This window comes from Amycolatopsis sp. NBC_00355 (assembly GCF_036104975.1).
Taxonomy (GTDB): domain Bacteria; phylum Actinomycetota; class Actinomycetes; order Mycobacteriales; family Pseudonocardiaceae; genus Amycolatopsis.
On sequence record NZ_CP107982.1, the window covers coordinates 5,225,328 to 5,244,686 of the forward strand.

Annotated in this window: 18 protein-coding genes; 6 read left to right on the forward strand and 12 right to left on the reverse strand. The window is 70.1% G+C overall.

Annotated features, from left to right (window positions below; genetic code table 11):
- From OHS18_RS23200 to OHS18_RS23210, 3 genes are all read right to left on the reverse strand, one after another.
- Complete coding sequence (locus tag OHS18_RS23200) at window positions 1-1,059, reverse strand: AAA family ATPase (RefSeq protein ID WP_328618482.1); 1,059 nt, start codon at window positions 1,057-1,059, stop codon at window positions 1-3.
- Entirely contained in the window at window positions 1,037-2,470 is a 1,434-nt protein-coding gene (locus tag OHS18_RS23205; RefSeq protein ID WP_328618483.1) for a VMAP-C domain-containing protein, read from the reverse strand. The genes OHS18_RS23200 and OHS18_RS23205 overlap by 23 nt, the downstream gene beginning before the upstream one ends.
- 147 nt (window positions 2,471-2,617) lie before the next feature.
- Window positions 2,618-3,544: an effector-associated domain 2-containing protein gene (locus OHS18_RS23210; protein WP_328618484.1), complete on the reverse strand. Its 927-nt coding sequence runs from the start codon at window positions 3,542-3,544 to the stop codon at window positions 2,618-2,620.
- A gap of 118 nt (window positions 3,545-3,662) precedes the next feature.
- Here OHS18_RS23210 and OHS18_RS23215 point away from each other — a divergent pair, with 118 nt between their 5' ends.
- A complete protein-coding gene (locus OHS18_RS23215) occupies window positions 3,663-4,868 on the forward strand; it encodes a low temperature requirement protein A (RefSeq protein ID WP_328618485.1) in 1,206 nt (401 codons plus the stop codon).
- Here OHS18_RS23215 and OHS18_RS23220 read toward each other — a convergent pair.
- Window positions 4,863-5,696, reverse strand: a complete 834-nt coding sequence (locus OHS18_RS23220) for a helix-turn-helix transcriptional regulator (RefSeq protein WP_328618486.1) — start codon at window positions 5,694-5,696, stop codon at window positions 4,863-4,865. The two genes, OHS18_RS23215 and OHS18_RS23220, sit on opposite strands and share 6 nt — an antisense overlap.
- A 100-nt stretch (window positions 5,697-5,796) precedes the next feature.
- Here OHS18_RS23220 and OHS18_RS23225 point away from each other — a divergent pair, with 100 nt between their 5' ends.
- The 5 genes from OHS18_RS23225 (at window position 5,797) to OHS18_RS23245 (ending at window position 10,380) form a co-directional block, all read left to right on the forward strand.
- Window positions 5,797-6,624 (forward strand): SDR family NAD(P)-dependent oxidoreductase, encoded by an 828-nt coding sequence (locus OHS18_RS23225; RefSeq protein ID WP_328618487.1) that lies wholly within the window; start codon window positions 5,797-5,799, stop codon window positions 6,622-6,624.
- A gap of 102 nt (window positions 6,625-6,726) precedes the next feature.
- The gene (locus tag OHS18_RS23230; protein WP_328618563.1) at window positions 6,727-8,022 is read left to right on the forward strand and encodes an acyl-CoA dehydrogenase family protein; all 1,296 of its coding nucleotides are present in this window, start codon (window positions 6,727-6,729) and stop codon (window positions 8,020-8,022) included.
- Window positions 8,023-8,042: 20 nt separating this feature from the next.
- Window positions 8,043-9,245, forward strand: a complete 1,203-nt coding sequence (locus tag OHS18_RS23235; protein ID WP_328449346.1) for an acyl-CoA dehydrogenase family protein — start codon at window positions 8,043-8,045, stop codon at window positions 9,243-9,245.
- Between the two features lie 46 nt (window positions 9,246-9,291).
- Window positions 9,292-9,513 (forward strand): hypothetical protein, encoded by a 222-nt coding sequence (locus OHS18_RS23240; protein WP_328449344.1) that lies wholly within the window; start codon window positions 9,292-9,294, stop codon window positions 9,511-9,513.
- A gap of 3 nt (window positions 9,514-9,516) precedes the next feature.
- On the forward strand, window positions 9,517-10,380 hold the full coding sequence (locus OHS18_RS23245; RefSeq protein WP_328449342.1) for a peptidoglycan recognition protein family protein: 864 nt from the start codon (window positions 9,517-9,519) through the stop codon (window positions 10,378-10,380).
- Here the strand turns inward: OHS18_RS23245 and OHS18_RS23250 are convergent.
- The 8 genes from OHS18_RS23250 to OHS18_RS23285 form a co-directional block, all read right to left on the reverse strand.
- Entirely contained in the window at window positions 10,369-11,430 is a 1,062-nt protein-coding gene (locus OHS18_RS23250; RefSeq protein WP_328449340.1) for an alpha/beta hydrolase, read from the reverse strand. The genes OHS18_RS23245 and OHS18_RS23250 overlap by 12 nt on opposite strands.
- Window positions 11,431-11,563: 133 nt before the next feature.
- Complete coding sequence (locus OHS18_RS23255) at window positions 11,564-12,409, reverse strand: SDR family oxidoreductase (protein ID WP_328618488.1); 846 nt, start codon at window positions 12,407-12,409, stop codon at window positions 11,564-11,566.
- A 59-nt stretch (window positions 12,410-12,468) separates the two neighbouring features.
- A complete protein-coding gene (locus OHS18_RS23260) occupies window positions 12,469-12,981 on the reverse strand; it encodes a GNAT family N-acetyltransferase (protein WP_328449336.1) in 513 nt (170 codons plus the stop codon).
- 59 nt (window positions 12,982-13,040) lie between these two features.
- A complete protein-coding gene (locus OHS18_RS23265) occupies window positions 13,041-13,424 on the reverse strand; it encodes a hypothetical protein (protein ID WP_328612400.1) in 384 nt (127 codons plus the stop codon).
- A gap of 47 nt (window positions 13,425-13,471) precedes the next feature.
- Window positions 13,472-14,626, reverse strand: a complete 1,155-nt coding sequence (locus OHS18_RS23270) for an acyl-CoA dehydrogenase family protein (RefSeq protein ID WP_328612401.1) — start codon at window positions 14,624-14,626, stop codon at window positions 13,472-13,474.
- Window positions 14,623-16,608 (reverse strand): acetyl/propionyl/methylcrotonyl-CoA carboxylase subunit alpha, encoded by a 1,986-nt coding sequence (locus tag OHS18_RS23275; protein ID WP_328612402.1) that lies wholly within the window; start codon window positions 16,606-16,608, stop codon window positions 14,623-14,625. The genes OHS18_RS23270 and OHS18_RS23275 overlap by 4 nt, the downstream gene beginning before the upstream one ends.
- 2 nt (window positions 16,609-16,610) lie before the next feature.
- Window positions 16,611-18,224, reverse strand: a complete 1,614-nt coding sequence (locus OHS18_RS23280) for a carboxyl transferase domain-containing protein (RefSeq protein WP_328449326.1) — start codon at window positions 18,222-18,224, stop codon at window positions 16,611-16,613.
- 138 nt (window positions 18,225-18,362) lie between these two features.
- Window positions 18,363-19,175: an SGNH/GDSL hydrolase family protein gene (locus OHS18_RS23285; RefSeq protein WP_328612403.1), complete on the reverse strand. Its 813-nt coding sequence runs from the start codon at window positions 19,173-19,175 to the stop codon at window positions 18,363-18,365.
- Window positions 19,176-19,359 lie beyond the last annotated feature (184 nt).

Consider the following 19,359-nt stretch of genomic DNA (forward strand, 5'->3'; position numbering starts at 1 on the left):
TCAGTGCCCCTGCTGGTTCAGGTGCTGCCAGAGTCCTTCGACCAGACTCGGCCAGCCCGGGTCGTCCGGCTGGTACGCCCCGGACGTCGCCAGGAAGATCGCGTCGAGCAGCTTGTCCGCGGGCAGTCCACCGAGCGCCGCGCGCCGCGCGACGAAGTCCTCGATCTGCACCGCGCGGTGCTGCGGGTCGAGGGCGTGCGCGGCGACGATGGCGGCCAGCTTCGCCGGCCCGGGATCCTTCATCTCCAGGCGCAGGCACCGGCGCAGGAACGCGGGCGGGAAGTCCCGTTCCCCGTTGCTGGTGATGATGACGACGGGGAACGCCGAACACCGGACGACCCCGTTCTCGATCTCCGCCGTGTAGCCGGGATCCGCCGTGAACACCTCGGCGACGGGCGAACGACGGGCGTCCCGCGCGAGCTCCGGGATGAGGTACTCGCCGTCCTCGAAGATCGACAGCAGGTCGTGGGGCAGGTCGGACTCGGCCTTGTCCAGTTCGTCCACGAGCAGGACCCGGGGCAGCCGCCGTGGCAGGAACGCCGTCCCCAGTTCGCGCAGCCGGAAGAAGTCGCCGACTGGCCGATCCTCCGTGCCGGTGTCACCCGCACCGGAACCACGGGCCTGCGACGCCTGCAGGCGGCCGATGGCGTCGTAGTCGTAGAGCCCGGATTTTAATGTGGTCTGCGAAGTGACCGACCAGCGGAGCACGCGCCCCAGCCGCAGCTCGCGGGAGATCCGATAGGCCAGGGTGGATTTCCCGCTGCCGGGTTTCCCGGTCACCAGGAGCGGGCGGCGCAGGTACAACGCGGCGTTGACCATGTCGACTTCGGCGCGGTCGGCCTGACCAGCGGTGAAGCTCAGTTCCACGCCCAGGCGCCGGTCGGTCTCGGCGTCGTCCTGCGGCACGTCGACGGCCAGCGGCTCGTCGTCCCGGCGGAAGTCGCGCCACGGCGGTGGCGGTGGCAGCCGATCGGCCAGGTGCGTGTCCTGCAGCGGATGACCGGTGCCCCGGTAGATCCACCAGTCGTGCGTGCTTTCAGAACGCTCGGTCGTGCTCATCGGCACCTTCTCCCGGAACCGGGCCGGTTCCGCCGTCGCCCAGAGGGAGCATCCGGCTCGGGTCGTCCCACAGCACCACCAGATCCCCTATGATGCCGCCATCCGGGGACGACGACCGATTTCGGAGCGCGTCGAGCCGGTGTTTCCGGGTCAGTGCCGGCAAATTCCCCAAATCGTCACTTCCGGCCAACCAGGTTACCACCTCGCGCACGACTTCCGAAGAGACCGTAGGGTGCCAAACGACGACCGGCAAGCCCGCTCGTAAAGCGGCGAAAAGCTCGTCCCGGCCGGGAATCGGGTTCGACGGCGGAGTCGCGGTCAGCACCGTCATGAGCCACCGCTCGTCGCTGAAAACCGCGTCGAGGTGTTGGTGATCTTCGGTGTCGCCGGGCTCGCAGAAATACACTCGTTCGACGGATGGCTGCTCCGTCCAAGAAGCCCACCGTCGGCGCCAAACCCGGTGCGAACGCCGGGAGCTCATCCGTTCCAGTGAACGAATAACCGTCGGATAAGCCATGTACAACGGCTGCGGCCCGCCGAGTTCACGCTCCGTGCGCCAGGTGTGCACCGGAAGATCCAGCAAACCGCGCGGGAGCACGAACTCGATGGCGACTTCCGCTTCACTTTCCGACCACGCTTCTTCCGCCCCGGAGATCGTTTTCGCCACTTCGTCTTCGAGTTCCGCCGTGGTGGCCACGACGGTTTCGCCGCGAGGTGGTGGCCAATCGTCCGGGTCGTCCTGCCGCCAGTGGGAAATCTCGTGCCGATCCGCGTCGACCGGGTCAGGGCTGATCATGATCGTCAGGTGCAGCCGTCCCGACCGCGATGGGGTGACCTGCGAACGAAGCGCGCGAAGCGCGCCTTCGAGCCGAAGCCGGTGAGCCTGTCCGTCAGACCACCTGCGCAGGTTCGCGGCCAGCTGTTCGTCGCATTCGGCCGAGATCAACTCGGCGAAGGCCACGACCGGTGGCAGCTCTCCGGGCGCGGCGTTGAAGTCCGCAAGGCCGGAGAAGGCCTCCGCCGCGTCCGGGAAGAGCGGTGCCGGGAAGACGTGCCGGGCGGCGCGACGAACGGCCGCCCGAAGCCCGGGTGGCACGAACCCCTGGAGTTGCTGCCGGAACTGCTCCTGATCCGATTCCGTTACCACATCGCGCAATGGCAGGGAATCCACCAGATCGCGGAACTGGGTGCACTCCTTCGTCCCCGGTCGGAGGAATTCGAGCACGTCGGCCAGCGTCGGCAGGCCGTGGTCGAGCACGCTGCAGCCGTTGACGATCTCGATCAGCTGAGCACGCGGGGCCAGCTGGTCCGGCACGGTGAAGGGGTGGTCAAGAGTTCGCCGCAACTCCGCGACCATCAAAGTGCGGATGGACTTGTCGTCGGCGAAACCCGCTACCACGAGGACGTCCACGAGTGCGCGGCGAATCGGGATACCGAGGGAGGGCCGCCCTTGCCTTGCCGACACCGGCGTACCACCTCCCGCCCCCGCGAAGTGCCCCGAAGATCGCGAGTCTACCTATTCGGTGACACCGGAAAAGGGGCAAAAGCCGGACAACTGCTAACGAACTCGAATACCCGCGCGGCTCGCGATCACGGCGGCCAGCTCTTCGACCTGCGGCGATCCCGGGTCGAGCAGGCGCACCGTGGCGAGCAGTTCCTCGAGACCGCCTTCGTACCGTTCGCAGGTGCGCGCGAGTTCGATCACGTGCAGCCGATCTTCTGACTGGTGCGGAACCGCTGCCGCGATTTCCCGCCGGGGAACCATCCCCAGCAGGAGCCGGCGGCTTTCCTCGTTCCGCACGCAAGTGACCGCCAAGAGCGCTTCGACCAACGCCGCGAAAGGCGCCGGCCGGTCGCCGGGCTCGAGACGCGGGCGCGATACCGGCACCACAGCTTCGACCGGCGGGGCACCCAAAAGGCGTAACCACGCGGTCGTCGTGGTTTCCTTGACCGCCACCGGAATCCGCCGGTACTCACCGGGGGCCGCGGCCGGGTCCTCGGTCACGACATCGTGGTAGAACGTGTCGGCGGCGATCAGGGCCAGTTCCGCACCCGTGGCTTTCTGCAGGGCCTTCGCTGCGGGCGCGTCCAGCAGCCGGAACGCGAAGCTCACGGCTTTGCTGACCGAGCCGTGCCCACCCTGCCCCACCTCGCCGGCGTTCAGCGCGAGCCGCAGGTGCATCCGCGCGGCTTCGGAGTGCACCGCGTTGTACCGGCGCAGCTCCGCGTGCATCCGCTCCGGGAACTGCGCGACGAGGTCCGCCTTCGCGATCTCGGGCGGCAGAAGAATCATCGCTCCGTCGCCGGTGTTTTCGACGAAGCAGACGTCCCAGGGGATGCCGGTCTCGGCGAACGTGCCCTTGAGGACCGCCCACAATCCCTCGTGCAGTTCGTGCAGGTGAGCCATCGTGCGCTTCGGGTCGTTGTAGCCGGCGATATCGACGACCATGATCGTCCGGTGCAGCGCGGCCGGATAGGGATGCACGGCCCACCTCCCCACGTCCCGCACTCAGTGTCCCAGACGGATGCACGCACGGCTATGTTCGCGCAGGGCGTTACCGCGAAACGCGGACGTCAGAGGGCCGCACTGGACATAATTCGGCGTGCCCACGAGACGCCTGCACCTGGTGAGCGCGGATGAGGACCACCGCGTCTCGACCATCGAGCTCTTCTTCGACCTGGTTTTCGTCTACGCCATCACCCAGACCACCCAGCTGATGGCCGACCACCTGAGCCCCCTCGGGGTGGGGCAGGGGCTGGCCATGCTCGCCGTTCTTTGGTGGTGCTGGTGCTCCTATGCCTGGCTCGGGACCACCATCCACGTCGACCACGGGATCGCCCGGCTTGCGATGTTCGGGGCGATGGCCGTGATGTTCCTCGTCTCCCTCACCATTCCCGAGGCCTTTGTCGATCATCCCGGTGGGTTGTTCGCGCCCGTCCTCTTCGTGGTCTGTTACGCCGTCGTGCGGCTGCTGCACCTTGTCGCCTACCTGGGCGCCGCTCGGCATGATGCCGGGCTCAAGCGCGTGTTGCTCCGGATGTTCGTCGGGTTGCTGCCGAGCGTGGTGCTGCTCGGGGTCGCGACGACGTTGAGCGGGCCGTGGCAGCTGGGGTTGTGGGTGGTCGCCTTGCTCGTCGACTACCTCAACGTCTACCTGACCGGGCCGGACGGCTGGCGGTTGAACTCGCCGGCGCACTTCGCCGAGCGGTTCGGGCTGATCGTGATCATCGCGCTCGGGGAGTCGATCGTCGCGATCGGCATCGGGATCGGGGCGCTGCCGATGTCGTGGCCGGTCACCGGGGCGGCCGTGTGCGGGCTCGCGCTGGCCGCCGGGATGTGGTGGACCTACTTCGACGTCGTCGCGCGGGTGTCCGAGCATCGGCTGACCCGCGCGACCGGGCGTGAGCGCGCGAAGCTCGCCACCGACTCCTACACGTTCCTGCACCTGCCGCTGATCGCCGGGATCGTGCTCGTCGCCCTCGGGCTGAAGAAGGCGCTGCTCTACGTCGCCGACACCGAGCACCACGCGCCGGGTGAGGCGCTGCACGGCGTGCCGATCTGGACGTTGACCGGCGGGCTCGCGCTCTACCTGATCGCCCTGAGCTCACTGCGCAAGCGCAACCTCGGCAGCTGGAACCACCAGCGCTTGGTCCTGGCGGTCCTGCTGGTCGCGGTGACGCCCTTGCTGGCGCACGTGCCCGCCGCGGTGCTGGTCCTGATCGTCGCCGCGGTGGTGCTCGGGCTCATCGCCTTCGAACGCCTGCAGTTCGCGGACTGGCGCAAGCAGGTGCACGCCGACCACTCATGACGACTCGAGCAGCTCCGGGCCGACGACCGAAAGCAGCTGGAGCTTCTCGGCGTCTTCGGTGCCCGGCGTGGCCGTGAACACCAGCAGCACTTGCGCGAGGTCGTCGGTGAACAGGAGCTGGCAGTCGAGGTCGATCGGGCCGAAGCTCGGGTGGACGATCGTCTTGCGCCGCTCCGACGGCACCTCGACTTCGTGTGCGTCCCACAGCTTCGCGAACTCCGCACTCTTCGCGCTCAGAAGCCGCGCGAGGTCCGCGGCCCGGGGGTCGCTGCCGGACGTCGCCCGCAGGCTCGCCACCAGGAACCGGCTGTGCCGGACGCGGTCGGCTTCCGGGTAGATCCGCCGCTCCGCCGGATCGGTGAACCAGCGGTAGACGGCGCTGCGCGCGGGCCCGGTGTGGCCGGTTTCGTCGCCGAGCAGCGCTTTGGCCGGCGGGTTCTGCACGAGCGTCTCGCCGAGGTTCGACATCACCTGGGCGGGGGTGTCGTGCAGCCGGTCCAGGACGCGCATCAGCGGCGGGCTGACGTGGTCGGCGCGCGAGACCCGCGTCGGCGCGGTGTGCCCGGCCAGCCGGAACAGGTGGTCGCGCTCGTCGAGGGTGAGCCGCAGGCCGCGCGCGATCGCGGCCAGCATCTGCTCCGAGGGCCGCGGTCCGCGCCGCTGTTCCAGCCGCGTGTAGTAGTCGGTGGACATGCCCGAGAGCGTCGCGACCTCCTCGCGGCGCAGGCCGGCCGTGCGGCGACGCTGTCCCGGCGGCAGCCCGACGTCTTCCGGGCTCAGCGCCTCACGGCGGCGGCGCAGGAAGTCGGCGAGCGCTGGACGGTCCACACCCCTGATTATCGGCCCTTCCGCGCGCGGTGCCAGGGATCGCCGATCCCCCGATCGGCGCGCTCTGCCACGGTCCGCGCGCCGCGGCGACGCTGGTCCCATGACCCCTTCACTTTCCGGCCGCACCTTCGTCGTCACCGGCGCCGCGGGTGGCCTCGGCGCCATCACCGCCCGCGATCTGGCCGCCCGCGGCGCGCACGTCGTGCTCGCCGTGCGCGACCCCGCCCGCGTCACCCCGCCCCCCGGCGATACCGAGGTCCGGCGCCTCGACCTCGCCGACCTCGCTTCGGTGCGCGCCTTCGCCGACGGCTGGTCCGGCGACCTCGACGTCCTCGTCAACAACGCCGGCGTGATGGCCGTCCCGTACGGCAAGTCCGTCGACGGCTTCGAGACGCACATGGCCGTGAACCACTTCGGGCCCTTCGCGCTGACGAACCTGCTGCTGCCGTACCTCACCGGACGCGTCGTGACCGTCGCCTCGGGTCTCTCCAGGACGGGGCGGATCCGTCTCGACGACCTGAACTGGGAGCACCGCCGCTACTCGCCGATGCGGGCGTACGGCCAGTCGAAACTGGCGAACCTGCTGTTCACGCTCGAACTGCAGCGCCGGCTCACCGACGCCGGCAGCAAGGTGCTGGCGGTCGCGGCGCACCCGGGTGTCGCGCGGACCGGGCTCGACCGGCACGCCGGCGGCGTGCAGGCGACGCTGGTCAAGGCGCTCTACCCGCTGATCACGCAGAAGAAGGCGGAGTACGGCGCGCTGCCGACGCTCTTCGCCGCGACCGAGGACGTCCCGGGCAACGCCTACATCGGCCCGGGCGGGCGATCCGGCGAGACGCCGAAGCCGGCCCGGCGGCGTCCCGCGGACAGCGATCCCGCCGTGGCGCGGGAGCTGTGGGAGGCGTCGGCGCGGCTGACTCACTCGTAACTGACCCCGCACTGGCGCGAAGCCGCATACCACGTTAACCTACTCGCGAGTAGGTAACGCGGATGGAGGGCCACAATGGCTGCGCCAAGGAAACGGGACGCGATGGGCTGGGGCCTGTCCGCGCTGACCCGGCTGGCCGGGAGCAAAGTCGTGGATCGGGCCGGGCTGCGCAAGCCCATCGAAGGCCTGGTCACCGCGGGGACGCGCAACGGCTTCCGGGCCGCCGGCGCGGCCACCCGGTCGTTCACGTCGGTGCGGAAGCTGGGCAAGCCCGCCCGGCTCGCGCCGGCGAACGACACCGGGCTGTTCGACCTGACGCCGAGCGAGGACCAGCAGCTCATCGTCGAGACCGTGAAGGAGTTCGCCGCCGAGCAGCTGCGCCCGGCCGCCGCGGACGCCGACGCCAAGCTCGAAGCCCCGGAAGGCCTGCTGAGCAGGGCCGCCGAGCTGGGCATCAGCCTGGTCGGCATCCCCGAGGAGCTCGGCGGCGTCGGCACCGAACGGTCGGTCGTCACCAACGCGCTGGTCGCGGAGGCCCTCGCCCACGGTGACCTCGGGCTGGCGGTCGCCGTGCTCGCGCCGTCCGCGGTCAGCACGGCGCTGGTCAGCTGGGGCGACGAGCAGCAGCAGGCCGACTACCTGCCCGCGTTCGTCGGCGAGAACGTGCCCGCCGCCGCGCTCGCGCTGCAGGAGCAGCGGGCGCTGTACGACCCGTTCAAGCCCGCGACGAAGGCCCGCCGCACCCCCAAGGGCTACCAGCTCGACGGCGTGAAGTCGCTGGTCCCGCGCGCGGCGCAGGCGGAGCTGTTCATCGTCTCCGCCGACCTCGAAGGCCGCGGTCCGGCGCTGTTCCTCGTCGAATCGTCGAACGCCGGGGTGACCATCGAGGCCGAGCCGGCGATGGGCCTGCGCGGCGCCGCGACCGGCAAGCTGCACCTGGAGAAGGTGGCGCTGCCCGCGGGCGCGCTGCTCGGCGGCGGCAAGCTCGACGTCTTCACCGAGCTCGTCCGGCTCTCGCGGCTGGGCTGGGCGGCGCTGGCCACCGGCACCGCGAAGGCCGTGCTCGACTACGTCGTCCCCTACGTCAACGAGCGCGTCGCATTCGGCGAGCCGATCAGCCACCGGCAGGCCGTGGCGTTCTCGGTCGCCGACATCGCGATCGAGCTGGAGGGCCTGCGGCTGGTCACGCTGCGCGCCGCGGCGCGGGCCGAGCAGGGCAAGTCCTACGCCCGCGAGGTCGCGCTGGCCCGGAAGCTGGCCGTGGACAAGGGCATGCAGATCGGCAACGCGGGCGTGCAGCTGCTCGGCGGGCACGGCTTCGTCAAGGAGCACCCGGTCGAGCGCTGGTACCGGGACCTGCGCGCCATCGGCGTCATGGAAGGCGCCGTCCTTCTCTAGGTTTCGGAAAGGCGTTAACGATGATTAACCTGGAAGCTCCCAAGAAGGCCGGCGCGCTGATCAACCAGGCGTACCAGGCCGCGGCCGAGGTGTTCCGGCCGATCTCGCGCAAGTACGACCGCGCGGAGCACACCTACCCCGCCGAGCTGGACATGTTCGCGGCGCTGCTGGACGGCCTCAACTCCTCCGGCGAGGGCGGCGCCGGCGCCGCGGGCGTCCGCCGCTCCAAGGACGAGAAGGAAAAGGGCAACCGCAACGGCGCCAACCTCAACGTCGTCCTCGGCACCATCGAGATGTGCTGGGGTGACGTCGGCCTGCTGCTGTCGATGCCGCGCCAGGGCCTGGGCAACGCGGCGATCGGCTCGGTCGCGACCGACGAGCAGCTCAAGCGCTTCTCCGGGCTGTGGGCGGCGATGGCGATCACCGAGCCCGGTTTCGGCTCGGACTCCGCGGCGGTCACCACGACCGCCCGGCTGGACGGTGACGACTACATCATCAACGGCGAGAAGATCTTCGTGACGTCCGGCGAGCGCGCCGACGCGGTCGTCGTGTGGGCGACGCTGGACAAGACGAAGGGCCGCGCGGCGATCAAGTCGTTCGTGGTCGAGAAGGGCACGCCGGGCTTCGAGGTGGTGCGCGTCGAGCACAAGCTCGGCATCCGCGCGTCCGACACCGCGGTGCTGCGCTTCGAGAACTGCCGCGTCCCCGCGGAGAACCTGCTGGGCACGGCGGAAATCGACACGGCCAAGGGTTTCGCGGGCGTCATGCAGACGTTCGACAACACCCGCCCGCTGGTGGCGGCGATGGCGATCGGCGTCGCCCGGGCGGCGCTGGAGGAGACGCGCCGGATCCTCACCGACGCGGGAGTGGTCATCGACTACGACCGCCCGGCCCACACCCAGCACGCGGCGGCGGCCGAGTTCCTCCGCCTGGAAGCGGACTACGAGTCGGCGTACCTGCTGACGCTGGAATCGGCGTGGATGGCCGACAACCGCAAGCCGAACTCGCTGCAGGCGTCGATGGCGAAGGCCAAGGCCGGGCGTTCGGTGGTGGACATCGCGCTGAAGTGCGTCGAGCTGACCGGGGCGTACGGCGAGGAGTCGTTGCTGGAGAAGTGGGCGCGGGACGCGAAGATCCTCGACATCTTCGAGGGGACCCAGCAGATCCAGCAGCTCATCGTGGCTCGCCGGGTGCTGGGGAAGACGAGTGCTCAGCTGAAGTAGGTCGCCGGCAGTCGGCCTCCGGTAGTCTCGCCGTCGGAGGCCGACTGTGACCGAACCCGCCAGGACCGACAACGACGTTGTGCACGAGCCCGGTGACACCACTCCGATCAAGACGCCCGAGGAGTGGGCCGCCGAGGGGTGGGACGCCGGGCGGCAGAACCCGAAGACCCTCGACGAAGCCCGCGCCGCGCTCGCCGCGCGGATCGCCGCTCACGACGCGCCCGACACCGAAGCCGACTCCGGCGCCTACGACGCGCTGGAGGGCTGAGCGGTGTATGTCCCCTGGCTCGTCGACGCCGCCCGCAGCACCGGCTACCCCGTCGTCGAGGTCGCCGGGTGGCAGACCCGGGGTCACGGCGGCATGCGCGTCGTCGAAGGCGTCGTGGGGCACCACACCGCCACCGCCGATTCCGCGCCGGGCGACTACCCGTCCCTCGACGTCGTCACGAACGGCCGCCCCGACCTGGCCGGGCCGCTGTGCAACCTCGGCCTCGGGCGCAGCGGCACGATCTACGTCGTCGCCGCCGGGTGCGCCTACCACGCCGGCGCGTCCCGCTGGCTCGGGTTCCTCGACCTGAACGACGAGTTCCTCGGCATCGAAGCGGAGTCCGCGGGCAACGGCGTCTGGACGGACGCGCAGCGCGACGCCTACCCGAAGCTCGTCGCCGCGCTGCTGCGTTACATGTCCCGCGGTGTCGAGCGCTACGCCGGGCACAAGGACGTCTGCGTCCCCGCGGGCCGCAAGATCGACCCGGTCGGCATCGACACCGGCTGGCTCCGCCAGCGCGCCACCACCGGCGCCCCCGGCACGACAGGAGTCGAGATCTTGGAACGCATCACCGTCACGCCGCCGGACGCGGGTGAGCACACGGTCCGCGTCTTCCTGTCCGGCAGCCCGGGCTCGGCGATCGTCGTCCGCCCGCGGCTGGGCGGCGACGGTTCCACGAAACCGATGTGGGTGCCGGGCATCCTCGCGTGGGGTTCGGACCACACGGGCATCGGCCACAACCCCGCGCAAACCCCGGGTTACGACCCGAGGCTGACGTCCCACCGGCGCTACGAAGTTCCCGGCGCCGTGTGGGCGGACCTCCACTACAGCGCGGCCGAGCCGTTCGACGTCGACCTAGTCGGCTGAGATCCGGTCGTCGAGGAACTCGTCCAGGTAGCGCCACGTCGTGCCGCGCGCCTTGCGTCCGGTCAGGACGCCCAGGTGCCCGCCCGGCGCGGTCTTGAAGCGGACCTCGGGGGCGTTGTCCAGCAGTTCCACCACGCGCTCGACCGACGCCCGCGGCGCGATCGTGTCGTTCTGGCCCGCCACCACCAGCGTCGGGACCTTCACCGTCGACAGCGAGATCACCCGGCCGTTCAGGTCGACCTTGCCTTCCGCGAGGTCGTTCGTGCGGAACAGGCGGTGGTACAGCTGGCCGAACGTGCGGCCCGGGTAGGCGTACATGTTGTCCATGAAGTGGTCCACCGCCTCGATCTGGGCCAGGTAGTCCCGGTCGTCGAGGTTCTTGAGGATGGCGATCGGCTTCGTGATCTCCTTGCTGATACCCGTCGCCTTGAAGACCCGGCTGACCAAATAGGACGGTGCGCCGCCGAACGCGCGGTAGATCGGCGTCAGCAGGTGGCCGCCCGTCAGGTCGACCAGCGGGCGGAACGGGGCAACGATCGGGATCGCCGTGAAGTCCACCGGGGAGCCGATCGCCGTGATCGACGCGATCGGGAGGTCCGGCTGGTCGGCGTTCACCAGCATCGAGAAGATGCCGCCGAGCGACCACGACACCAGGTGCACGGCCTGGCCACCGGCGTCCGCGCTGACCTTGCGGATCGCGCGCGGCAGCACCTCGTCGATCCAGTGCTCGATGCCCAGGCGCCGGTCGGAGAACGCGACCATGCCGTAGTCGACGAGGTAGGCGTTGCGGCCGTCCTCGACGAGGTGCTCGATGAGGCTGCAGCCGCGGCGCAGGTCGAAGCAGATCGCCGGCGCGGCCAGCGGCGGCACGAGCAGGATCGGCGGCCCCGACACCGGTCGGCTGCTGTGCGTCATCCGGTAGACCGAGCGGTTCGGGCCCTGGTCGATCAGCACCCGCGGCATCGGGCGGAGATCGGCGACCCCGCCGTGCAGCACCTTGCCGACCACGTTCGACGCCGCGGCGGCCAGCCGTGCGGGCGGTGAAGCCATGTCCGTTGCCTCCTGGAGTCCCCCGGGGAATACCCGGCAATCTTGCCAGTGCGGGCGCGCCCGGCTCAACCACGCCACACCTGCAAGCACCCCGCAAGCACGTCCAATTCGGACAGTCGCTAGGCCGTCCGAGTTACTCCGCGGCCGCCCCGGGCGCACTCTCCGCGGCCCGCGCTTCGTACGCCGCACGAGCCGGGGAATGGGCCGCTGAAGCCAAAAGCTGGTCCGCTTTCAGCGTCCGCGCGAGCAGTTCGGCGGCCCGCCGCGGCAGCAGTCCCGTGAGTTTGCCCATAGGCCCCAGTGACCGGGGCACGAAGACGTCGAACTTCGGCTTCCGCAGCGTGGCGACGATGGCGTCGGCGACGTCTTCCGGGCTCGCGGACTTGAACAGCTTCGCCTCGCCGAGACCGCTCGCGAGCTCGGTCCGCACGATCGCGGGCATCACACAGGAGACGTGCACGCCGGAGCCGTGCAGCTCCAGGTGCACGGCCTCGGACAGCCCGACGACGGCGTGCTTGGTGGCGCAGTACGTCGCCGCGCCCGGAAAGCCCGCCTTGCCGGCGAACGACGCGACGTTGACGATGTGCCCGCTGCGGCGCGGGCGCATCCGCTTCATCGCTTCGCGGGTGCCGTGGATGACGGCGTGCAGGTTGATCTCGAGCTGCCGCCGGGTCGTCGCGTCGCTCTCCTCCTCGAGGGCGGCGAGCGGCATGATGCCGGCGTTGTTGATCAGCACGTCGATGCGGCCGTGGCGGCGTTCGACCTCGTCGAGGAACCCGGTGAAGCCGCGGATGTCGGTGACATCCAGCGGCAGCGCTTCGGCGCCCAGCTCACCGGCCGTTTTCTCGGCCCGGACCTGGTCGAGGTCGCCGATCACGACCTGCGCGCCCAGCCGGGACAGCGCCGACGCGGTCGCCGCGCCGATCCCCTGCCCACCGCCGGTGATGACGACGACCTTGCCCGCGAGATGCTCGGCCATGGCGACTCCTCCGTCTGTTGGCAACGCGTCAACAGTGTCGCTCCCGGGCCGGGATCGCGCTACCCCACACGCTGCTCCAGCACCTGACCGGTCCAACCGTCGACGTCGAACCGCACGGTCGGCTTGAACCCCTGGCTCTCGTAGTAGCGCTGCAGATCGCCGTCGCCGCCGGCCCAGCAGTCGACGCGCACGAGGTCGATGCCGCGGCGCTTGGCCTCGTCGAGCGCGTACTCGACGAGCCGCCCGCCGACGCGCCGGCCGGCGAACCGCCGGGACGTGATCAGCAGCCGCACGTACAGCTCACGCTCGTCGACGGCCGGCACGTGCGGGTCGTGCTCCTCGGAGACGATCAGCGCACCCGCGGGCTCGCCGCCGACCATCGCGATGCGCAGCCCGGGGTCGGCGACCATGCCCTGGACCCGCTCGACGCGCTTCGGGACGTCGCTCCACGGCTCGGTCCCCCACTGCTTCGCACTGCCGCGCGCGACCAGCCACTCGACGGCTTCGTCGAAGAAGCGCAGCAGTATGTCGGCGTCCCCAGGGTCACCCGATCGGATGACGGTGTTGTCCATGCCCCCTGTTTACCGGACCAGGCGGACGCGCGGGCGCGCTTTCCCGACGCCGGCGGCACTCACCAGCAGGCACCACCGTAGGTTCGGCCCTCCCGATACTGCCGCTCGAACGCCTTGACCGAAGCGCAGTAGCCGTCGAGGACACGCGTGGTCACGATGGCCGCGCTCTCCTGCACCGGCGACCACACGCCCGGGGCGAGCTGGACGGCCTCGGTTGCGCCATCGGCGCGGTACTTGTCCCGCAGCCTGGCCGGAAGCGAACCCACGGGCACAACCTTGGGGTAGCCGGCCGGGAAGGTTGTCGGCGTGGGGCTGGGCGGGGCCAGGGTGACCGTCGCGGTCGGCGACGGGGTGCCGAACTTCGGACCGTCGTCGACCGGCACCTCGGGTGCGCATCCCGCGACCAGGCAGGCACCCACCACTGCGACCGCGAACCGCTTCATCCTCACCCTCCCTGAGGACTTTCGCAGGCGAGGGATCGCGCGTTAGCTCAGCCGACGCCGAGGTGGCGGGAGATCAGCATCTTCTGGACCTCGCTCGTGCCCTCGCCGATCTCCAGGATCTTCGCGTCGCGGTAGAACCGGCTCACCGGGTACTCGTTCATGAAGCCGTACCCGCCGAAGATCTGCGTCGCGTCGCGCGCGTTGTCCATCGCCGCGTTCGAAGCCACCAGCTTCGCGATCGACGCTTCCTTCTTGAACGGCTCGCCGCGCAGCATCTTCGACGCCGCCTGGTAGTACGCCAGGCGCGCGGTGTGCGTGCGGACCTCCATGTCGGCGATCTTGAACTGGATCGCCTGGTATTCCCCGATCCGCTTGCCGAACGCGACGCGGTCCTTCACGTACCCCAGGCACTCGTCGACGCAGCCCTGCGCCAGGCCCACCGACAGCGCGGCGATCGCGACGCGGCCTTCGTCCAAAATCGACAGGAACTGGGCGTAACCGCGGCCGCGGGCGCCGATGAGGTTCTCGACCGGGACGTGGACGTCCGAAAAGGACAGTTCGTGCGTGTCCGAGCAGTTCCAGCCGACCTTCGAGTACTTCGGTGCGACCTCGAAGCCCGGGGTGCCGGACGGGACGAGGATCGCCGAGATCTCCTTGCGGCCGTTCTCCATCACGTCCGTCACGGCGGTGACCGTGACCAGGCGGGTGATGTCCGTGCCCGAGTTCGTGATGAACGCCTTGCTGCCGTTGATGACCCAGTCGTCACCGTCCTGGCGCGCTCGCGTGCGGGTCGCGCCCGCGTCCGATCCGCCGCCCGGCTCGGTCAGGCCGAAGCCGCCCAGAGCCGTGCCCGCGCACAACGACGGGAGCCACTTCTCCTTCTGCTCCTGCGTGCCGAAGCGGAAGATCGGCATCGCGCCGAGGGAAACGCCCGCCTCGAGGGTGATCGCCACCGACGAGTCGACGCGCGCCAGTTCCTCCAGCGCCAGGCACAGCGCGAAGTAGTCGCCGCCCATGCCGCCGAACTCCTCCGGGAACGGCAGGCCGAACAGGCCCATCCCGCCCATCTTCGCGACGATCTCGTACGGGAACTCTTCCTTCTCGTAGAGCGCGCCGATCACCGGCGCCACCTCGGCGTGCGCGAAGTCCTCGACCGTCTTGCGGAGGGACTCGTAGTCCTCGTCCAGGCGGAAGTCGATCACTGCTGCTCCTCTTGGGGGCTGACTAGGGCAAGGGTTTCGTCGAGCGCGACCTGTTGGCCGGCCCGGACGGGAAGTTCACTGACCACGCCGTCGATCGGCGCCGTGACCGTGTGTTCCATCTTCATCGCCTCGACGACCAGCAACGGCGTCCCGGCGCGCACGACGTCACCCGCGGCGACCTTGACGACGAGCACCGTGCCCGGCATCGGGCTGGTGACCGGCCCGGCACCTGCGGCCTCGCCGCGCGACGACAGCACGAACTCCTGCTCCCCGAAGGGGAAGCTCCGGCCGTCGCGCGCCAGCCACACCGTCCGATCAGGACCGGACGCGTGGCGGTACCGGTGGAACACGCCGCCGTGGCGAACCTCCAGAAGGGATCCGTCACGCCGGGCCGAGACGCGCACCGGCTCCGCGTCGTCGACGAACACCGTCGCCGCGGAAGGCGTGCCCTCCACCCGGACCACCGCCGACGTCCGGCCCGACTTCAACCGGAACACGACTCCGCCGGCCGCACCCATCCGCCAGCCGTCCGGGACGTCCCACGGGTCCACAATGGATCCCGACGGCCGCAGCTCCAGCAACCGATCGAGCGCGGCCGCGGCGAAGAACTCCGCAGGCACGTCCGAAGAGACCAGTGTGGACAGCCGGCGGTCGACCAGCTCGGTGTCGAGACGCCCCGCGCGGACGTCGGTGTCGGCCAGCAATCCCCGCAGGAACGCGGTGTTCGTGCCGACGCCCAGCACTGCCGTGTCGGCCAGCGCCCGGTCGAGCCGGTGCAGCGCGGCCGCGCGGTCCGGGCCCCAGGCGATGACCTTGGCCAGCATCGGGTCGTAGTTCGAGCCGATCACCGCGCCGGGCGTCATCCACGAGTCGACGCGCACGCCGTCTCCGGACGGCTCGTGCACCGCCAGCACCGTGCCACCGGTCGGGATGAAGCCGCGTGCCGGATCCTCGGCGTACACCCGGGCCTCGACGGCGTGACCGTTCAAAACCACATCCGACTGCGTGACGGAAAGGTGTTCGCCCGCTGCCACGCGGACCTGCCACTCGACGAGGTCGAGGCCGGTGACCAGCTCGGTGACCGGGTGCTCGACCTGCAGCCGGGTGTTCATCTCCATGAAGAAGAACTCGTCCGGGTTGTGCGCCGACATGATGAACTCGACCGTGCCCGCGCCGACGTACCCGACCGAGCGCGCCGCCTCCGCGGCCGCGGTGCCCATCTTCTCGCGGGTGGCCTCGTCGAGCAGCACCGACGGCGCTTCCTCGATGATCTTCTGGTGCCGCCGCTGCAGGCTGCACTCGCGCTCACCGAGGTGGATCACGTGCCCGAACGTGTCGGCCATGACCTGGATCTCGATGTGCCGCGGGGTCGTGACGAACCGCTCCAGCAGCAGCGTGTCGTCGCCGAACGAGCTCTTGGCCTCGCGCCGGGCCGACTCGATGGCGTCGTCCAGCTCCTCGGGAGCGTGCACCAGCCGCATGCCCTTGCCGCCACCACCGGCGGACGGCTTGATCAGCAGCGGATAGCCGACACCGGCCGCGGCGGCGGCGAAATCGCCGTCCGTGATGTCCACATCGGACACTCCGGGCACAACCGGGACACCCGCCTTCGACACCGTCGCCTTCGCGCGGATCTTGTCGCCCATGGCGTCGATCGCGGCGACCGGCGGCCCGATGAACACCAGCCCGGCGGCCTCGCAGGCCCGCGCGAACTCGGCGTTCTCGGCCAGGAAGCCGTACCCCGGGTGCACGGCCTGCGCCCCCGACGACACGGCCGCGTCCACCATGGCCGGAATGGACAGGTAACTGCGCGCGGCTTCGGCCGGACCGATCCGGACGGCGGTGTCCGCCTCGTGGACGTGCCGCGCGTCGGCGTCGGCGTCGCTGTAGACGGCGACGGCGCGGATGCCGAGGTCACGCAACGTGCGGATGACCCGCACCGCGATCTCGCCGCGGTTGGCGACCAACACTGAGTCGAACATCATCACATCCGGAAGACGCCGTAGTTGACATCGGAAAGGGGCGCGTTCGCCGCGGTCGAGAGCGCGAGGCCGAGCACCGTGCGGGTGTCGGCCGGGTCGATCACGCCGTCGTCCCACAGCCGCGCGGTCGAGTAGTAGGGGCTCCCCTGCGCCTCGTACTGCTCGCGGATCGGGTCCTTGAACGTCTCTTCGTCCTCTGTGGACCATTCACCGCCGCGTGCCTCGATCGAGTCGCGGCGGACCGTCGAGAGCACCGACGCCGCCTGCTCGCCGCCCATCACCGAGATCCGCGCGTTCGGCCACATCCAGAGGAACCGCGGCGAGTACGCCCGGCCGCACATCGAGTAGTTGCCGGCGCCGAAAGAGCCGCCGATAACGACCGTTAACTTCGGCACCCGCGCGCAGGCCACCGCGGTGACCATCTTCGCGCCGTGCTTGGCGATGCCGCCGGCCTCGTACGCCTTGCCGACCATGAAGCCGGTGATGTTCTGCAGGAACAACAGCGGGATCGAGCGCTTGTCGCACAGCTCGATGAAGTGCGCGCCCTTCATCGCGGACTCGGCGAACAGGACGCCGTTGTTCGCGACGATGCCGACCGGGTGGCCGTGGATCCGGGCGAACCCGGTGACCAGCGTCGAGCCGTACTCCTTCTTGAACTCGCCGAACCGGCTGCCGTCGACGATCCGCGCGATCACCTCGCGCACGTCGTACGGTGTGCGCGAGTCGGTCGGCACGACGCCGTACAGCTCGGCGGGGTCGACGGCCGGCGCCTCGGTCGGCAGGACGTCCCACGGGCGCGGCGTGCGCGGCCCGAGCGTCGAGACGATCGAGCGGACGATCCGCAGCGCGTGCGCGTCGTCGTCGGCCAGGTGGTCGGTGACGCCGGACTGGCGCGAGTGGACGTCGCCGCCGCCCAATTCTTCGGCTGTGACGACCTCGCCGGTCGCGGCCTTCACCAGCGGCGGGCCGCCGAGGAAGATCGTGCCCTGGTTCCGGACGATGACGGCCTCGTCGCTCATCGCCGGGACGTACGCGCCGCCGGCGGTGCACGAACCGAGCACCGCGGCGATCTGCGGGATGCCGCGCGCGGACATCGTCGCCTGGTTGTAGAAGATCCGGCCGAAGTGTTCACGATCCGGGAAGACCTCGTCCTGCCGCGGCAGGAACGCGCCGCCGGAGTCCACCAGGTAGACGCACGGCAGGTTGTTGTGCAGCGCGACCTCCTGGGCGCGCAGGTGCTTCTTCACCGTCATCGGGTAGTACGTGCCGCCCTTGACGGTGGCGTCGTTCGCGACGATGACGCACTCGCGCCCGGAGACGCGCCCGATCCCGGTGATGATGCCCGCCGACGGCGCTTCGTCGTCGTACAGTCCGTTCGCGGCCAGCGGCGACAGCTCGAGGAACGGCGAACCCGGGTCCAGCAGCGTGTCGACGCGGTCGCGCGGGAGCAGCTTGCCGCGCTCGACGTGCCGGGTGCGCGACTTCTCCGGCCCGCCGAGGCGGGCGCTCGAGAGGCGTTTGCGGAGGTCTTCGACCAGCTCCGCGTGGGATGTGGCGTTGCGGGCGTAAGCCTCGCTGTCCGGGGCGGCCGAAGTCCCCAGAGCCGGCGTGTCCATGGGCTCCCTCGAAGTTAGCGGTCGTTAACCTCCGTCCCGATGTTAGCGACCGCTAACCTGACTGTCCAGTCGCCGGAATGCCGTGAAGGCCACCCCGGACGCACCGGGGTGGCCTTCACGGACCGGAGGGGACCGGGTTCAGCCGATGGCACCCCGCAGCGGGGCGTAGTAGCCGCCGGACTGACCGGCCGCCGTCGGGTGGTACGACTCGATGACCGGCCAGGTGAGGCTGTGCAGGTAGTCGCCGGACGAGGAGCAGATGTTGTGCCCCACGAACGACGGCCGGACGTCGACGAACGTCGCGCCCGCCGCCGCCGCCCGCGACGCCGTCACCGACGCCAGCGTGTCGGCGCCCGAGTTGATCGCGGTGCGCTTGGTGTCGCTCAGCCCGACCCAGCAGGAGCCGGGCACGGTGTAGAAGCGCGGGTAGGACAGGACGACGAGCCGCGCGCCCGGCGCCTTCGCCTTGATCGCGTTGTAGGTGTTCGTCAGCAGCGCCGGCAGGGTGTTGTTGACGTAGGTCTTCGCGGTGTTGACGCGGTTGGTGCAGTCCGCGTCGCTGCCGAGGGTGCAGGTCTGGATCACGTCGCTGAAGCCGGCGTCGTTGCCGCCCACGGTGACCGTGACCAGGGTCGCGTTGGAGGGGATGGAGTTGGCCTGGCTGATGACGTCACCCGTCCGGGCGCCGGAACAGGCCAGGAAGGTGAGCGACGTGCCGCTGTGCGCGTTGGCCCACAGCTGCGGGTAGGCGTTGGAGCTGCGGTAGCAGCTCCCGGAACTGCCGTAGCTGCCGGCGCCGACTCCCGAGGAGTAGGAATCACCGACCGCTGCGTAGACGGTCCCGGCGGCCTGGGCGAGGCCCGTGACACCGAGAGTGGACAGGACGACGGCGCCGAGAGCCGTGATCGATCGCTGGAAGAATCGCCGGGACAGGCGGATCGGAACCCCCATGGGCCACTCCTTTGTGACAGAACCGACCTGAAAAGCACACCAGGTGAAGGCCCCACAAGGAAGAGCGACTACCAGCAAGTAACTCTCTTGGCCCACGACTTAAGACGGGCGAGTGGTTAACGTTCACTAACCGTTACCCCGGACCTGCTTGTTAGCGCTCGCTAACCTGTCGCCCCTAATATGG

What these genes read in the sequence shown, in the direction of transcription:
- OHS18_RS23200 (WP_328618482.1), bottom strand. Translation starts at nt 1,059, where the DNA reads ATGAGCACGACCGAGCGTTCTGAAAGCACGCACGACTGGTGGATCTAC.
- OHS18_RS23225 (WP_328618487.1), top strand. Translation starts at nt 5,797, where the DNA reads ATGACCCCTTCACTTTCCGGCCGCACCTTCGTCGTCACCGGCGCCGCG.
- OHS18_RS23230 (WP_328618563.1), top strand. Translation starts at nt 6,727, where the DNA reads ATGGGCTGGGGCCTGTCCGCGCTGACCCGGCTGGCCGGGAGCAAAGTC.
- OHS18_RS23235 (WP_328449346.1), top strand. Translation starts at nt 8,043, where the DNA reads ATGATTAACCTGGAAGCTCCCAAGAAGGCCGGCGCGCTGATCAACCAG.
- OHS18_RS23250 (WP_328449340.1), bottom strand. Translation starts at nt 11,430, where the DNA reads ATGGCTTCACCGCCCGCACGGCTGGCCGCCGCGGCGTCGAACGTGGTC.
- OHS18_RS23255 (WP_328618488.1), bottom strand. Translation starts at nt 12,409, where the DNA reads ATGGCCGAGCATCTCGCGGGCAAGGTCGTCGTCATCACCGGCGGTGGG.
- OHS18_RS23260 (WP_328449336.1), bottom strand. Translation starts at nt 12,981, where the DNA reads ATGGACAACACCGTCATCCGATCGGGTGACCCTGGGGACGCCGACATA.
- OHS18_RS23265 (WP_328612400.1), bottom strand. Translation starts at nt 13,424, where the DNA reads ATGAAGCGGTTCGCGGTCGCAGTGGTGGGTGCCTGCCTGGTCGCGGGA.
- OHS18_RS23275 (WP_328612402.1), bottom strand. Translation starts at nt 16,608, where the DNA reads ATGTTCGACTCAGTGTTGGTCGCCAACCGCGGCGAGATCGCGGTGCGG.
- OHS18_RS23280 (WP_328449326.1), bottom strand. Translation starts at nt 18,224, where the DNA reads ATGGACACGCCGGCTCTGGGGACTTCGGCCGCCCCGGACAGCGAGGCT.
- OHS18_RS23285 (WP_328612403.1), bottom strand. Translation starts at nt 19,175, where the DNA reads ATGGGGGTTCCGATCCGCCTGTCCCGGCGATTCTTCCAGCGATCGATC.